This window comes from Acinetobacter lactucae (assembly GCF_001605885.1).
Lineage (GTDB): Bacteria > Pseudomonadota > Gammaproteobacteria > Pseudomonadales > Moraxellaceae > Acinetobacter > Acinetobacter lactucae.
On the sequence record NZ_LRPE01000004.1, the window covers coordinates 122000 to 139185 of the forward strand.

Annotated in this window: 14 protein-coding genes and 1 pseudogene; 8 read left to right on the forward strand and 7 right to left on the reverse strand. The window is 36.8% G+C overall.

Annotated elements, in window-relative coordinates; all coding sequences use genetic code 11:
• Positions 1-7 precede the first annotated feature (7 nt).
• A complete protein-coding gene (locus AWW73_RS01765; protein ID WP_081409448.1) occupies positions 8-1798 on the reverse strand; it encodes an ABC transporter substrate-binding protein in 1791 nt (596 codons plus the stop codon).
• A 131-nt stretch (positions 1799-1929) separates the two neighbouring features.
• Between AWW73_RS01765 and AWW73_RS18885 the strand changes: the two are divergent.
• From AWW73_RS18885 to AWW73_RS01790, 6 genes and pseudogenes are all read left to right on the forward strand, one after another.
• Positions 1930-2050: pseudogene (locus tag AWW73_RS18885) on the forward strand (hypothetical protein).
• Between the two features lie 520 nt (positions 2051-2570).
• On the forward strand, positions 2571-5285 hold the full coding sequence (locus AWW73_RS01770) for a TonB-dependent receptor (protein WP_062848575.1): 2715 nt from the start codon (positions 2571-2573) through the stop codon (positions 5283-5285).
• Positions 5286-5394: 109 nt separating this feature from the next.
• Complete coding sequence (locus AWW73_RS01775; RefSeq protein ID WP_062848576.1) at positions 5395-6108, forward strand: energy transducer TonB; 714 nt, start codon at positions 5395-5397, stop codon at positions 6106-6108.
• 40 nt (positions 6109-6148) lie between these two features.
• Positions 6149-7030: a MotA/TolQ/ExbB proton channel family protein gene (locus AWW73_RS01780; RefSeq protein WP_081409449.1), complete on the forward strand. Its 882-nt coding sequence runs from the start codon at positions 6149-6151 to the stop codon at positions 7028-7030.
• A gap of 15 nt (positions 7031-7045) precedes the next feature.
• Entirely contained in the window at positions 7046-7468 is a 423-nt protein-coding gene (locus AWW73_RS01785; protein WP_031948194.1) for an ExbD/TolR family protein, read from the forward strand.
• A gap of 19 nt (positions 7469-7487) precedes the next feature.
• A complete protein-coding gene (locus AWW73_RS01790) occupies positions 7488-7901 on the forward strand; it encodes an ExbD/TolR family protein (RefSeq protein WP_061875526.1) in 414 nt (137 codons plus the stop codon).
• A gap of 56 nt (positions 7902-7957) precedes the next feature.
• Here AWW73_RS01790 and AWW73_RS01795 read toward each other — a convergent pair whose 3' ends face one another.
• The 4 genes from AWW73_RS01795 to AWW73_RS01810 all read right to left on the reverse strand — a co-directional run bounded on the left by AWW73_RS01795 (position 7958) and on the right by AWW73_RS01810 (position 13295).
• Complete coding sequence (locus AWW73_RS01795) at positions 7958-8419, reverse strand: GNAT family N-acetyltransferase (protein WP_061875525.1); 462 nt, start codon at positions 8417-8419, stop codon at positions 7958-7960.
• Between the two features lie 98 nt (positions 8420-8517).
• Positions 8518-10683, reverse strand: coding sequence for a malate synthase G (locus AWW73_RS01800; protein WP_062848578.1), 2166 nt, complete (start codon positions 10681-10683; stop codon positions 8518-8520).
• A gap of 369 nt (positions 10684-11052) precedes the next feature.
• The gene (gene zapE, locus AWW73_RS01805) at positions 11053-12195 is read right to left on the reverse strand and encodes a cell division protein ZapE (protein ID WP_002117902.1); all 1143 of its coding nucleotides are present in this window, start codon (positions 12193-12195) and stop codon (positions 11053-11055) included.
• Positions 12196-12272: 77 nt separating this feature from the next.
• Positions 12273-13295 (reverse strand): helix-turn-helix transcriptional regulator, encoded by a 1023-nt coding sequence (locus AWW73_RS01810; RefSeq protein ID WP_057106329.1) that lies wholly within the window; start codon positions 13293-13295, stop codon positions 12273-12275.
• Between the two features lie 121 nt (positions 13296-13416).
• Between AWW73_RS01810 and AWW73_RS01815 the strand changes: the two genes are divergently transcribed.
• Positions 13417-14964 (forward strand): flavin-containing monooxygenase, encoded by a 1548-nt coding sequence (locus AWW73_RS01815; RefSeq protein WP_081409450.1) that lies wholly within the window; start codon positions 13417-13419, stop codon positions 14962-14964.
• Between the two features lie 46 nt (positions 14965-15010).
• Positions 15011-15922, forward strand: a complete 912-nt coding sequence (locus tag AWW73_RS01820; RefSeq protein WP_062848580.1) for a LysO family transporter — start codon at positions 15011-15013, stop codon at positions 15920-15922.
• Here AWW73_RS01820 and pyrF read toward each other — a convergent pair.
• On the reverse strand, positions 15919-16617 hold the full coding sequence (gene pyrF / locus AWW73_RS01825; protein ID WP_062848581.1) for an orotidine-5'-phosphate decarboxylase: 699 nt from the start codon (positions 16615-16617) through the stop codon (positions 15919-15921). The genes AWW73_RS01820 and pyrF overlap by 4 nt on opposite strands.
• Before the next feature lie 178 nt (positions 16618-16795).
• Positions 16796-17161: a lipopolysaccharide assembly protein LapA domain-containing protein gene (locus AWW73_RS01830; protein ID WP_016141186.1), complete on the reverse strand. Its 366-nt coding sequence runs from the start codon at positions 17159-17161 to the stop codon at positions 16796-16798.
• Between the last annotated feature and the right edge of the window lie 25 nt (positions 17162-17186).

The window sequence follows — 17186 nt, forward strand, 5'->3', positions numbered from 1 at the left end:
TCTAAAATTATTTTTTAATAGGAGTAATATCAAGATATTGCCAGTTTGTATTCATCATCGGGTGAGGTTTAAACCCCTGAACTTGTGGCCGTATCAACCAATTACGAATTCGAGTTACATGAATAATCCAAGGATTGTCAGCTTCAATCTGGCGGTTAAGCTTTTCGTAATACGGTAGACGTTGTTGTGGTGGCAAGTGGATAGCCTGAGTATAAAGAGCATCATATGTTTTAGACTGATAACAAGCATGATTTCCCTGACCTGCATTTGGCCCATAAAGCAACTGTGCAAAATTATCTCCTTCAGGATAGTCAGCAATCCAAGCCCCACTCCAGATCATATATTTACATTGAGTTGCGGCTTTTAAGTTATCTGCAAAATTACTCACCTTAAAGTCAGCTCGAATGCCAATCGCATCTAAATTCTTTTTCCAGAGTTCTGAGTGAATAACTGAGGCTGAGCTATTTTCTGTATTGATTTTTAAAATTAAAGGTTTCCCGTTTGGCTGGGTTCTATAACCATCAGCACCTTTTTTATAACCATAATAATCAAGTAATTTATTTGCTAGCAGCGGGTTATATCCTACGCTACTTTTATATTTCGGATTATAGCCATTCACACCTTCTGGTATAAACATTTCAGCCCGAACAGCTTGTCCTTTATAGGCCTGTTTTATACTTTCTTTTTGGTTATAAGACAAAGTAATTGCTCTACGAAGAGCGATCTTTTCTGGGCTAAAACCACCAATGACCGGATCACGCATGTTCATCATGGTATAGGTAATTTCAGGTTCCTTATATGGGAAGTGTTTAATTCCTCTCTTCTTAAAAGAAGCTTTAAGCTGATTTCCATCTAAAGCTTGAGGAACAGCATTTGCTGTAAGTTTGTCAAAGTCTAGTTGACCCGACTGGAAAGCTAACCATCGTGACTGCTCTTCTTCAATAATACTTACGACCACCTTTCCAATTTGTGGCATTTTCTTTCCAGACATTTCCTTAACAAGTTGGTTATCCCACGATGTTCCTGTCGACTTAAAATTCCAGACAAAACCGCGATAATCAGGATTGGCAACCAACTCGACCTTACTTCTTGGAACATATTTACTTAACATGTAAGGGCCAGTACCTACGGGATGCATGCCAATACGATCACCGTAATAATCAATAACCTCTTTAGCAACTCCGCCAAAAGTTATATAGGCAAGAATATAAGGAAAATTATAGTCTTGGCGAGTTAAGGTAAATTGTAGCGTATATCGATCAAGCGCTTTAACTCCTGCAATTGGGGCAGCATAATCAAATTTTCCAGTTTTCTTTGCTTGAGCTATAACCGCATCGGCACCTAGTAACTTACCATCAATGAATGAAACAGAAGGTGCTCTATTTTTAGGATCTAGAATACGTTTAATTGTATAAACATAGTCTTCAGCTACTAGCTCACGGCGTTTACCTTTAAAGGCGGGATCATTGGTAAAATAGATACCTGGCTTAATTTTAAAAGTATAAACTTTACCGTCTTGTTCCACTTTGGGCAGGCTCTCTACTGTATAGGGAGCTAACTGTAATGGACGTGCTAGATAGTCATATTTGAGTAAAGGCTCAAAAATTGCCTCAGCAATATTAGCACTGTAGAAATTGGTAGTTTTGACCATATCGAAGCCATCATCTGGAGCTTCATAGGCAACATGCAAAATTTTGTTTGGTTGCGCTGGCGTAATTGCGTAAGCACAAGGAACTGATGTAATAGCCAGACTTAAAATGGCGAGCTTAAAAAATTTTAATTTCAAGTTCATACCCACGTAATTAGTTTTTTAAAAGATATTATCCTTTTGAGTAACATCTAAATCTGCATAAGAAAAGTTCTTTTTCAACAGATAAGCCTATTTGGGTTTAATTCTTTACTTTTCTATGAGTGTTTTTATTTGAACAGATGGAAAAACAAAGTTAAAACCCAATCTTTTGTAACTACTTAAAATAAAGCGAATTTCATGCCATCTATTAATATTCATCACAAAATATTTAAAAATATTAGAAATTCATATTTTTATTAGGTACTTAAAATGATTTGAACTATATAAATAAAAGTAACTTTTTGCCAAATATTATATTTGCATATGTTAATCATCTAATACTTTAAATGCACAAATAAAATACATTAATGATGCATTGTGATCCATATTGTGACAAACCTAATCCATTTATAATTACTACTTAATTATTTGATTATAAATATAAAATCCAATTAATTTAACTATAAAAAATAGTATAACATTACATATAAAAAGGTTCTAAAACGATACATTTTTATTTATTAAGCATGTGAAGAGTCCAGCAATGTATACTTTTTATACAAAAAAATTTGAAAGTTTTGGCCAGCGTTAAAAAATTTTCCAAACGGAAAATTTATTTTTGTTTAATAAAGAATGAATCTTTGTGCTGAACCATAATAAAATCAATATATATCAATATTTTGCATAAACTAAAAAAAGAAAAATATATAGTTGGCACTTGCTTTGCTTAAAAACTTTCCAGCAATATCGCTAACGACAACAAAAAGGGATCAAATCCACGATGAAAAAAAAATACAATGTTCGATCTCAGGCAACCCCAAAGATCAGCAAAACAATTCTTAAATTAAGCACCCTTAGTTTAAGTATGATGTGTCTTACCCTGACACAGGCAGCAGAAACTGAACAATCAAGTACTGATGAAAAACCAACAAAAGTCGTAAAAGTTGCCGTTACAGGTTCTTCAATCAAAGGGGTTGCTGCACAAAGTGCCTCGCCAATTACCATAGTGAAAGTTGATGAAATATTAAAACAAGGGGTGACTACAACTGAAGAAGCCTTAGCCAAGATTAGTGCAAACCAATCGAGTTTTGTTACTGCTCAAAATGTAGGTGCTAGTGGAACGGTAGGCTCAGCAGCTGACCTCCGAGGAATTGGTGCCAATAAAACCTTAATCTTACTTAATGGTCGTCGTTTAGCTGCAAATGCTTATGATAGTGGTGTCACTAATTTAAATATTATTCCGTTAGCTATGTTAGACCGTATTGAGGTCTTACGAGATGGCGCATCAGCAATTTATGGTACAGATGCAATTGGTGGTGTAATCAACTTCATTACTAAAAAACAATTTACTGGTTTAAACATCAGTGGTGGTTTGACACAACCAGAGCACAATGGAGGTGATACACAAGATCTAAGCGTATTTGGTGGTTATGGTGATCTTGATGAAAATGGATTTAATATTTTTGGTGTCATCGATTACCGACATGGTAACGACGTTATGGCAAAAGATCGTAAAGTTAGTAAACGTGGAGGATTAATACCAGAACTAGGTATTACAAAAGGGAGTAGCGGTAGCTTTCCCGCTAATTTTTATGACAAGGAAACTGGTACCGAAGGAAACCCATATGCAGCTACAGGCTGTGGAAGTAATCCGCTCGTTTACGCACAAGGTGAATTCTGCCGTTATAACAGTCAGGCAGTGATTGGAATTGTTCCAAAAACTGAAGATATCTCAGCACTAGGGCGTGCTACTTTTAAACTCAATGATAATTTTAATGCTGTAGCAGAATACGTCTACGCGCGTAATGAAATTACTACCTCAGTGGCTCCAGACGTTTTCTTCGATTTAACATTGAATCCTGATAGTAAATATTATCCAGGTAATGGTATTACACCTGCTATGAATAAAGTCAGTGGCCCACTTGAACTTTATATTCGTTCTCAAGCTGGTAATCGTGTTAGTTCTAGTATTAATGAGTCACATCGTGTATTCGGTGGTCTAGAGGGTGAAGCATTCGGTTGGGATATTAATACTGGTGTTACTTATGCTCATAGCGAAGCGGAAGACCGACTAAACAGTGGGTATCTTAACTACAACAGAACTCAAGAGGCTTTAAATAATGGTATTTTAAACCCATTCGGTCCACAAGCACCAGAAGATGCAGGCTTATGGGGTACACTAGGAGTTACTGGTGCTTATTTAAAAGCAGACGTTGACTCAACAACTGTTGATTTCACCGCCAGTCGACCTATATTTAAATTACCTGCAGGTGACGTTGGTTTTGCAATTGGAACTAGCTACCGCCATGATGAATGGACCTCAAACGTAGTATCTGAAGTGGCTAGTCAAGCACCAAGTACAGGAGTTGATCCGAATGAACCTACGAATAAAGGAAAAAGAGATATCAAAGCAGTCTTTACTGAACTGCATATTCCCTTACATAAAACTTTAGAAGCTCAACTTGCGGCTCGTTACGATGATTATAGTGACTTCGGCGATACGTTTAACCCTAAATTTGCACTCCGTTGGGAACCAATTAAACAATTAATGTTCCGTACTTCTTATAGCACAGGATTCCGAGCACCAACTTTATGGGAAGTAAATGCTCCTAACTCTATAACAAATACTTCAGCTTACTATAATGACCCTGTACTTTGTCCAAATGGCCCTCCTAAAAAACCAGGAGATACTCTTCCACCGGGTGGTGTTGCCAGTCGTGATTGCGAAACCCAATTTGATCGCAAAAATGGAGGAAATAAAGATCTTGACCCTGAAGAATCAAAATCATTTACTGCTGGCCTAGTTCTTGAACCAATTAAAAATTTAGTTCTAACTTTAGACTATTTTAATATTGAAGTTGAAAATCAAATTGCTGCATTACCTGAGAGTGATATTTTTAACAATCCAACAAAATATGCCGACAAGTTCATACGCAACCCCGATGGAACGCTTAACCATATCATTACTACTCAAGACAATATGGGTGATTTAAAAACTTCTGGTGTCGATGTAAGTCTAAATTATATAACCCCAATGACAGCAACAGGTCGATTTGGCTTTGGAATCGATGGGACTTATGTCATTAAATATAAATATCAAAATGAAAAAGATGGAGAATGGATTAGTAGTTTAGGCACATATGTTGGCGATGCTCCAATTATTCGTTGGAAACATACTGCTAATTTATACTGGAATTATCAAAACTGGGGTGTAAATTTCCAACAACAATTCACTCGGGGTTATGATGACCAAAATTCAAGCTCCACAGTCAAGCCAGGTTATGAAAACCATAAAGTGAGCGACTATACAATTTATAATATTTCAGGTACTTACAAAGGCTTTAAAAATCTAGAAGTTACAGCGGGCATTAAGAATATCTTTGATGAAGACCCTCCTGCTTCAAATGTTGGTGACAACTTCCAAATGGGATATGACCCACGTTACGCAGATCCTTTAGGACGTACTTACTTTGTACGAGGTACATATAAGTTCTAAATGGTTGTTCTGCAAATATAACTCTCAATGGTTAGTTTGCAGAACAAATACTCATTCTTAGCCAAACAGTCATTTTAAAAATTGTTTGTCTACAGTTTCAGGAGTAACTATGGGCATGACTTTTACAGACATAGAAAATAAATCTGCCAAACGCCTAATTGGTATTGCTGCAGTTATTTTTCTGCATCTTCTTGTTGCCTATATTCTGATGTCAGGTTTAGCAAACAATATTCAAAAACCAGCAGAAAAACCTGTGGAATTACAAATTATTCAGGATATTAAGCCGCCTCCTCCACCAAAGCCGGAAGAGCCCAAACCAAAGGAAAAACCACCTGAACCACCAAAAATGGTAGAAAAAGTTGCCAAGGTTCCTGAGCCACCAAAAGAAGTAGAGAAAGTAGCAACACCGGTACAAAAAACGACACCAGTGGCTCAACCGACTAAAGTGGCTACCCCAGCTCCTGCTGCACCTAGTACCCCATCACCAAGCCCTGTTGCCGCACCTGCTCCAGTGGCTGCTGCGCCGGCACCAAAACCAGCTGGTGTAAGTCGTGGTGTTTCAGAGGGTTCTGCTGGCTGTGAAAAACCTGAGTATCCACGTGAAGCACTGATGAATGAAGAACAAGGGACAGTGCGAATACGTGTTCTGGTTGATACATCCGGCAAAGTCATTGATGCCAAAGTAAAAAAATCGAGTGGCAGCAAAATTTTAGATAAAGCAGCAACTAAAGCCTACAGCTTATGTACGTTCAAACCAGCAATGAAAGATGGTGTACCTCAGCAAGACTGGTATGAAATTGAATATCCATTCGTAATTGAATAAACAATTGAATTAGCAAGAAATTAAAAAATATTGGAGATATATGATGAAAAAATCAACTCAACCACTAGTACATTTCGCTTCTGCAAGTTTAATCGCAGCTTGCTCGTTACTTCCATTAAGCTCAGTTTTCGCAGAAGAAACAAGCAATACTCCTGTGGCCACAGCCACTACTGAAGCTACTTCAAATACAAGTACTCCAACTCCACCACCAAAGCCTGCAACAAGTGAAACTGTTAAAAATCCATATGGTCTAGAAGCCCTTTGGCGTGAAGGTGACTTAGTCGCTAAATCTACCTTATTTATTTTAGTACTCATGTCGATTGGAACTTGGTACATCATCATCTCTAAACTATTGCAGCAAGGTAAAGTCAAACGCCAAGGTAAAGAAGCTGAAAGACATTTCTGGGAAGCTACCTCCCTTGATAATGCTGCAGAAGGTTTAGAACAAAGTAGCGCTTATCGCTTTATTGCAGAAAAAGGCATTAATTCAACTAAATCACACGGCGGTTCTTTACTTGAGCGCATTGATTTTAATACTTGGGTGAGCATTTCGATTCAACGTGCTATTGAAAAAATACAAAATCATTTAGGTGGTGGTTTAGCCTTTTTAGCAACGGTAGGTTCTACTGCACCATTTGTAGGCCTATTTGGTACCGTATGGGGAATTTACCACGCTTTGACAGCCATCGGCATCTCTGGTCAAGCATCTATCGATAAAGTTGCAGGCCCCGTTGGTGAAGCTCTCATTATGACGGCTATTGGTCTTGCAGTCGCAGTACCTGCCGTACTTGGTTACAACTGGCTGACTCGCCGCAATAAAGCCGTTATGGAAAATGTCCGTTCATTTGGTTCAGATTTACACGCGGTTTTATTAAGTGGAGAAATTAATACCAATAATTCAGTTAACCGCCGTATTAAATAATCAGGAGCAAACATTATGGGTATGAGTGTTGGTTCTGAAGATGATGACGAAATGATTGGCACAATTAACACGACACCTCTGGTGGATGTCATGTTGGTTTTACTTATTATTTTTCTTATTACTATTCCAGTAGTTACACATACAGTTCCAGTGAAACTACCGGAAGAAAAAAATACTCCGTACGCAACCACCCCTGAAAATATTCAACTCTCAGTCAATAAAACAGGAGATATTTTCTGGAACGAAAGTTATGTACCGAATAAAGAAATATTGTTAACAAAATTACAAGCCGTGGCACAAAAAAGACCGCAGCCTGAGGTGCATATTCGAGGAGATCAGCTTACCCATTTTGAAGCAATAGATCAGGTCATTAGTACCACCAAACAAGCTGGTATTGGCAAAATTGCCTTTGTTACTACCCCTCCAGCCTCCCCGTAATGATTTTAAGGAGAATTTTATGGGTATGAATGTCGGTTCAAATAATGATGACGATGTGATGTTGGAAGTCAACATGACACCTCTTATTGATGTCATGCTGGTACTCATTATTATGTTTATTATTACCATACCTGCACCAAACAACGCGATTAATATTAATTTGCCAAATGGCACACCGCCACCAACGAATGAAAAGCCGCCGGAAGTGATTGATGTAAGAATTGATGCAGCGGGCAAAGTATTTTGGAATAACCAAAAGGTTTCTGACCGAAAGGCACTAGAGACTTTATTTCAAGGTGTGATTGCTAAAAAAGATCAAGACCAGATCAAACTCAAACCAGACCAGATGGCTGAATATAAGAATGTAGCAATGGTCATGGCTACAGCACAGCGTTTAGGTGTCACTAAAATTGGAATTGTGAGCAGTAATTAATATTGCTTTTCAGATTATTTAACTCTATTAACTCCTGCGCTAACTGGAATCTTCAGTTAGCATTTTTTTTGGAGCGAAATATTTAACTCTAAAATAATATCTCCACACTCATCATATTCTCCAGTTTCTATAAAACCCATTTTTTTATAAAGTTTCCCAGCAATGTTATTAGAAGATTTATACATCGTTCGAATTCGTTTAGCTCCTTTTGCAGCCATTTCATCAATTGCAATTTGCAACGCTACAGCACCATAACCTTTAGCCTGACTATTTTTATCAATCATAAAACGAAACAACCAAAATAATGTCTCATCAGGTGGATCAATTTCGACGCAATACATTAGGAACCCAACGACTTCATCATTAAAACAGATGACTCTTGGATAGTAATGTTCTTCCACCTTAGACTCAGCAATAGAATATACATTTGGTGCAACATAATCTTTTTGAGATTCATCCAATGATAATCTTGCACATAAAATCCAATTCTCACGATCGAGATCTTTTAATCTAATCAAATTCAAAACCTTTTAGCTATAAATCTATATTTTATAAGCACAAAATATACCGAAAATAAAAAAGCCTCCGAAGAGGCTTTTTTCAAAACAGGATAAAATTAATCACCTGTATAACCTTTTAACTTCAAACGAGCAGCATGAAGTAAAGGCTCAGTATAACCAGAAGGCTGTTCACAACCTTTGAAGATAAGATCAGAAGCTGCTTGGAAAGCAATATTTGTTTCAAAGTTAGCTGCCATTGGTTTATACAATGGGTCATTCGCATTTTGCTCATCAACAATTTTTGCCATGCGTTTAAGCACTTCTTCAACTTGTTCACGAGTCACGATACCGTGACGTAACCAGTTTGCAACGTGTTGAGAAGAAATACGTAATGTTGCACGGTCTTCCATTAAGCCTACGTTATTAATATCAGGAACTTTCGAACAACCCACGCCTAAGTCAACCCAACGAACAACGTAACCTAAAATACCTTGGCAGTTATTTTCAAGCTCATTATTAATCTCTTCTGCTGACCAGTTAGTTTCTGGTGCAAATGGAGGAGTTAACAAGTCATCTAATGACAACATTTCTTCAGCTTTTAACTGATCTTGACGTGCTTTTACATTCACTTGATGGTAATGCATCGCATGAAGTACAGCACCAGTTGGAGATGGAACCCAAGCACATGAAGCACCCGCATTTGGATGTGCAGCTTTGGTTGCTAACATATCTTTCATGCTATCTGGTTTTGGCCACATGCCTTTACCAATCTGTGCTTTACCTTGTAAACCACATTTCAAACCAATTGCAACGTTACGGTTTTCGTAAGCAGCAATCCATTTTTGTGTTTTAACAGCTTCTTTACGAACAACTGGCGCAGCTTCCATAGAAGTATGGATTTCATCACCTGTACGGTCCATGAAACCAGTATTAATAAAGATCGTACGGTCTTTAGCAGCAGCAATACAGTTTTTCAAGTTTACAGATGTACGGCGCTCTTCATCCATAATACCGATTTTTAACGATTTAGGTGGCAACCCAATTGCCTGTTCAGCACGTTCAAATAGCTCTACAGCAAACGCAACTTCTTCTGGTCCATGCATTTTTGGCTTAACAATATACATAGAACCTTTGCGTGAGTTCTTATTTTCATTTGTACTACGGATATCAGCAATTGATAACAATGGTGTTACCAATGCATCCATAATACCTTCAAAAATTTCTTCACCGTCTACCAAAATAGCTGGGTTAGTCATTAAGTGACCTACGTTACGAAGTAACATAAGTGAACGACCATGAAGTTTTGTTGTACCACCAATTAAGTTTTTAATTTCGCGGTCTTTATTCAAATCACGAACAATTATTTTACCATTCTTTTCAATAGACTCTTGAAGCGTACCCTTCATTAAACCTAACCAGTTACGGTAACCTTCAACTTTTTCTTCTGCATCCACAGCCGCAACAGAGTCTTCCAAATCTTGAATTGTGGTTACTGCCGCTTCAAATGTTAAATCTTTAACACCTGCAGAATCTGTTTGTCCAATTGGGCTAGATGGGTCGATTTCAATAATGACATGAAGACCATTACTTAATAATACGACTTCTGAAGGATTTGCTTCTTCACCGTTGAAACCAACGAACTGAGCCTCATGAGCTAAACCTGTTTTTGAACCATCTTTCAAAGTTACAACAAGTTTGTTTTGCTCAATCGCATATTTTGTTGCGTCTGCATGTGAACCTTGCGCAAGTGGGAAAACTTCATTTAAGAAATTTTTAGCAAACTCAATCACTTTTGCACCGCGTACAGGGTTATATCCTTTGCCTTTTTCAGCTCCACCTTCTTCAGAAATTACATCGAAGCCGTAAAGTGCATCATATAAAGAACCCCAACGAGCATTTGCTGCATTCAAGCAATAACGTGCATTACGTACAGGTACAACTAACTGTGGTCCTGCCAACAACGCAATTTCTTCATCTACATTTTCAGTAGTAATTTGAAAATCTTCAACTTCTGGTAATAAATAACCAATTTCAGTTAAGAACGCTTTATAAGCACCTAATTCAAATTTGTTGTTACGGTGCCATTCATCAATTTTTGCTTGTAATTCATCACGCTTAGCCAATAATGCTTTATTTTTTGGGCTAAGATCGACAACAACTTGCTCAAAGTTCTTCCAGTAAGTTTCACTATCTAAACCAGAACCTGGTAAAGCTTCATTTTCGATAAAATCGTAAAGTTCTTTAGCAATCGCTAACTTGCCTTTTTGAATACGTGCAGTCATTGTCTTTCCTGAAGTTGCTACTTTTTATACCAAGAGAATCCTAGTATACCGATTTAAATTAAGCTGAATACTAATATCACACTCCTAAATAGTAAGCATTTTCCCTTGCAAAACTATTGACAAAGATAAATTTTTCTATATAGGAAATATTAAAATTCTAACTGGGATTCCCAACAATTTATTCAATATTTAAAGATACTGAAACTAGACTTTTTGTTAACAGACAAAAAATTTCACTATCTTGTTTTTCTAAAGCGTATTTAGTTATATCAAACTTTAAAGCGTGAAAAAGCACTATTTAACTAAATTTATCAATTTTTGTTGTAAAAAAAGCGCCCCATTTAGAGCGCTTTTCATATCTACTTTTCTTTAAGAAGTTTTAGTCGCATCGATATGACGATGTTCAGAATGTAAATATTCATCAGATTGCATTTCAAGTAAACGCGAACGAGTACGCTCAATTTCAAATGCTAATTTTTCACCCTGATAAATATCAATAATACTATCTTGAGAAGTTAAAAGTAGTTTCACTCCTCGATCATAGAATTCATCGACTAGGTAAATAAAACGACGAGTGCCCTCTGACAAGAAATCTGTCAAATGAGGAACATTACTGACTAGAACCGTATTATAAATATTTGCAATTTCAATAAAATCGGCTGGGCTACGTGGTTTAAAGCAGAGTTCAGAGAATTCACACCACAACACGTCTTCTGTATGTCCTAGTGTCTCGACAACACGATTATTAATCACAATCGGCTCTTGAGAATGAGCTTGTGTATGAGTTAATGCACTAAAACGTTCAGCCATCCAACTTTGTGCTTCATTCGTTAATGGCGATTTGAATAATTGAGCTTGTTTTAGTACACGTAAACGATAGTCGACACCAGCATCTACATTTAGAACGGCACAGTTCTTTTTAACCATTTCAATGGTTGGCAAGAAACGATCACGATGAATACCGTTTTTATATAAGCCATCTGGTGCAATGTTTGATGTTGCAATTAATGTCACACCGCGAACAAATAATTTTTGGAATAAATCGCTCAAAATCATTGCATCTGTCACGTTTGACACAAAGAACTCATCAAAACAAATAACGACAGCATCTTTATAGATTTGGTCAGCTACGATTTCAAGTGGATTACGTTGGCCTGAAAGCTTATTTAGCTCTTTATGAACATGTTGCATGAAATGATGAAAATGCATACGCGTTTTACGGCGAAATGGCACAGACTCGTAAAATTGATCCATCAGCCAAGTTTTTCCACGGCCTACTCCGCCCCACATATATACACCTTTAGGCGAGGTTTGGCGGCGAAAACGACGGAAAGCTTTTTTAGAGGCTTTATAACGGTTTAAAAGTTCCTTCCATACGCGATCTAATTCTTGCACTGCCTGTGCTTGCGCTTCATCTGCCATAAATTGACCTGAAGCTAAAGCCTCAGCATAGCGTTCTGCTGGGGAAGAAGGTGTGAATGCAGTACTATGAGAAGATTTTAAATTTAACATATCGTTTTATTTCAATTTTAACTGATGAGAGTATAGCGAACATTTTGTTCAACCACATTAGCTTTTAGCATCAAGAGTTAAGACGATGACTCTTTTGCATATTGTCGAGGACTCTGCCCAAACCATCGTTTAAATGCATGATTAAATGCCGCTGGTTCAGAATAGCCGAGTAATTCAGCAACAACCTCTATTGAGTATTCCCTATATTCCATAAGCTTCAATGCCTTATTCTTGATAATTTGTTCACGAATTTGCTTATAACTCGTATTTAGCTGTTGCAATTGATGCCTTAATGTCCTTTCAGGCATTTTCAATGCAAAAGCTGTTTCCGCCATGCTCGGGATAATTCCTTGTTGCAACTCAAGATAATCTTGTACACATTGTATGATATGTGGAATTTGATGATCTTGTTGATTCAATCTTGTTATTTCTGCAATACATTTTGATTCATAAATACGATGTGTAATGATATCGGCAGAGGGAATCTTGATTTCAAGTACATCCTTACTTAGGCTAAATGCCGCATATTTACCATTAAAATGCACATCTTCGCCATAATACGCAAAATAGCGTGACAAAATATCTAAATCAGTAGGCTTTTCAAATGGAAGTTCTATACGCATCGTGGGCATTTGTAATCCCATCATCGTATAAATATCTTGTATAAACTTATAAGTACCTGAAATTTCACATTGTGCCCGTAATTGGCCAATTTCCGTTTTTAAATCAACAGGTAAATAATTTAAAATGGCCCGCTCATCATTTTCGTATAAAGCTAAGCTACCAAATAAATGGGTAAGTTTTTGATATTTTATACCTTTGTTTAGAGCAGTTTGAATATCATGACTTGTGACAAGCAGCATAAGCAACGGGCCGTAACCAGCTAGAGCATAATGTTGCCCAATAAATAAACCCTTTTCAGGCTCTACATTTTTACTAATAATTTGTTGAATGTCCCATTCTAGACGATCATGAATTGTAGAACTCGGGTCTAAAGCATCGACTTTAATACCTATATGGGCCAAACGTGAGTCGACATCAATGCCAGCATTGCGCATTCCTTGAATTAAATAGATTAAACCAAGTATCGACCGTTTCATTCTTCTAACAATTTCCCTAGACTGAAATGTTTTACTATAAAGAAGCAATAAAATTAATTGCCGAATCTATCAATTTTCACGTCGATACAATCATGTTTAAACTGGTTAAAAAACGTTAGTCTTGCGTGCAATCCTCTTTTCAGCTTATGCAGGGTTTCCAATGCTAAACGCAAAGCAAGATGCTATTCAAAAAACTAAAATCGCTATTATTGGGGCTGGATTTGGTGGCCTAGCAATGGCAATCCGTTTACTGCAAAATCAACAGCACGACTTTGTTATTTTAGAAAAATCAAACGATGTCGGCGGAACTTGGCGAGAAAATCGCTATCCAGGTGCAGCATGTGATGTTCAATCTCATATGTATTCCTTGTCTTTTGCACCAAAGACCGATTGGACCAAACGCTATGCAGAAGGACCAGAGATCTTTGAATATATTCAAGATATTACAAAGAAATATCAGATTAAAGATTACTGCAAGTTTAACCATGACGTAACTCATGTTCAATATGATGAAACACGTCATGTGTGGACTCTAGATTTTAATAATCAACCTTCTATAGAAGCGCAATTTGTAGTTTTTGCCTCAGGACCCTTACACATTCCGCAAATCCCTCCTATCAAAGGGATCGAAAAATTCAAAGGAAAAGTATTTCATTCCTCACAATGGGAACATGACTATAAGTTAAATGGCAAGTCAGTCGCATCTATTGGTACGGGCGGCAGTGCAATCCAATATATTCCTGAAATAGCTAAAGATGTTAAACAACTTTATGTATTTCAAAGAACGGCTGCGTGGGTCATACCGCGAGATGAGCGCAAATATTCAAGCTTAAGTAAAGCATTATTCAAATCTTCAAATATTTATCGCCAAATTCATCGTAGTCGTCTTTACTGGAGTAATGAATCTCGCGTTGTACCCATTGTTCAACCTCAAATCATGAAATATGGCCAAAAATTGGCAGAAGCATTCATACGTTTTCAAGTCAAAGATAAAGAGCTAGCAAAAAAACTCACACCTGACTTCGTCATGGGATGTAAACGTATCCTTATCTCAAATAAATACTTTCCTACCTTTAACCGAAAAAATGTTGAGTTAGTCACTGATAGCATTCAAGAGATTAAAGAAAACAGTATTATCACTAAAGATGGTAAAGAACGACCTATTGATTGTTTAATTTACGGTACAGGTTTTATTACTGACCCACGTATTTATTTAAAACATTTCACCTGTATTGGACGCAATCAAATCGAGCTAAAACAAGCTTGGAAAGATGGTGCAGAAAGTTATTATGGAATAATGACCAAGAATTTTCCTAACCTATTCCAACTCGTCGGGCCAAATACTGTTTTAGGTCATAATTCGATTATTTTTATGATTGAATCTCAAGTAAATTACATTTTACAGCTTATTCAACTTGTAGAAAAATCTAGTCAACAAGCAATTGAGATTAAACCGGAAGTTCAAGACGCTTTTAATGAACGTGTTCAAAAGCAGCTTCAAGGAACTGTATGGCAAGCTGGTGGCTGTAGTAGCTGGTATCAATCTGCCGATGGAAAGAACTTTTCTCTATGGCCAACTTACACATGGAAGTATTGGTTAGAAACACGTAAAGTTAAGTCCAAAGATTACTTACTTTTAAATAAAAGCTCACAGAGCTATGCAGCTTAAAATGTTCAAGACATAATAGATAGGTTGATAACAATCTATCTATTATATGCAATCCTTTTATCTCATCATTCAAATATTTTTAGCACTTGCTTCCGGTTATTTTTTAGCTCCAAAACTAAGTCTAAATATCCGACAGTTTATATTTAAAATACTTCCCTATTTTTCTTATATTCTCTTAGCGAGTGTAGCTTTAGAATTAACATTGGCCCTTGACCAAATTGAGAATCCTTCTGCCATACTCCCACCAGCGATTATTATTGCTCTTACAACATCTTTCGGTTCTTTCTTTACCTGTTTATTGGCTTATACAATTTTTGATAAACAAAGTGTTAAAGGGAAAATCTCACTTCAGCTTTTTGTAAATGCTTTAAAAAATATTGCAAAAGCTTTTTTTGCATTAGGGATAGGTGTTTTATTGGGAGCTATTGCCACTCAATTCAACTCACATATGGCATTTAATAGTTGGTATTTATTATTACTATTTATTTTCTTAATTGGTATTGAACTTGCCTTCACTCATTTTAACCGTACATGGTTAAGCTGGAAAATTTTAATTGTACCTTTAGCTGCTTTTCTAGGGTCATGTATAGCGGGCTTTTTGAATTACTATTTACTTCACAAGCATTTTACACTTAATGAAACTTTAGCTTTAGCACAAGGTTATGGCTGGTATTCAATGTCAGGGATCTTATTTACGCAATTACATTCGGCAGAGTTGGGTGGAATCGCCTTATTAACTGACTTATTTAGAGAAATTGTTGCTATTTTCCTAATGTATACCATGGGTTGGCGTTTTCCACGCCCTGCTATCTCAAGCGCTGGCGCAACGTCAATGGATGTTACCTTAGCAATGGTAAAACAGTCATGCGGTACACATTATGTACCACATGCCATGATGAGTGGCTTATTATTAAGCCTACTCGCCCCGTTATTAATTAGCTTATTCCTAAATCTTTAGGCAATTGAAGCCAAAATAGATTTCAACATTTCTGTTGGGTTTTCTGCTTTAGTAATCGGTCGACCAATAACCAGATGTGTAGAACCATCAAGCATAGCTTGCTTTGGAGTCACAATACGTTTTTGGTCGTCTGCATTAGATCCCTCTGGGCGAATTCCTGGTGTTACCAAAGAGAAGTCTTGCCCGATCAATTCACGAAGAATCTTAGCTTCTTGAGCAGAACAAACTACACCATCCAAACCACTTTCTTTGGTTAATTTAGCTAAACGCTTCACATGCTCTACAGGTTCAATATCTAAACCAATATCTTTTAAATCTTCACGGCCCATTGATGTGAGTACTGTCACAGCAATAAGTTGAGTTTGATAGTTACCTGCTTTTAAACGTTCAACACAGGTTTCCATCATTTTACGACCACCTGAAGCATGAACATTTACCATCCATACTCCTAAATCAGCTGCTGCACATACTGCTTGAGCGGTAGTGTTTGGAATATCATGAAATTTAAGATCAAGAAAAACTTCAAAATTTTGTTCTTGCAGTTTTTTTACAACAGATGGGCCTTCATGAGTAAAAAGCTCTTTACCCACTTTTACACGACATAAAGCTGGGTCAAGCTGTTCAACAATTTTTAAAGCGTCATATTGGCTTTTTGCATCTAACGCAACAATGATACTCAAGAGACTTTCTTCCATCATATAAAATCAGCGTTATTATAATAGACAAATCATGAAGGAATAAAGGAATGTAGAGAGCTGCTTTCCAAATTTAAAAGCGATACGACTAAAAGAGTTTATATTTGGAAGAATAAAAGAAGAGATAAAATTTAGAGAGATACTACTCTTTACTCATCAATAAAGAGTAGTACGGGGATTATAGCGGAGTAGAATTTTTATCTTGCGGATAAATATCTACAACGGTTTTTTCATGTCTTACATTTGCAGCTGCTTCTGCTGCTGCTAATTGAGCACTTTGGATTTGTTCTTTTCTTAAATGTTCAATATCTTTACGCAGGCGTTTAATTTCCCAACCTTTTTGGAATACTCTGAAAACCTGTACACCTAGTAAAAGACCGACCACTGTTCCTAGTACTAATGTGAGTAGCAATAATAAGCCTAAACGCATAGCAGGAACTTGAGTAAATAACAAATCAACAGAAAGCTCTGTTGGATTTTGCAAAACAAGTGCTAAAGAATAGCCAAATACAACAATAAGCAATGCAATTAAAATATAACGCATAGGCACCCCGACTTATAAATTTTAT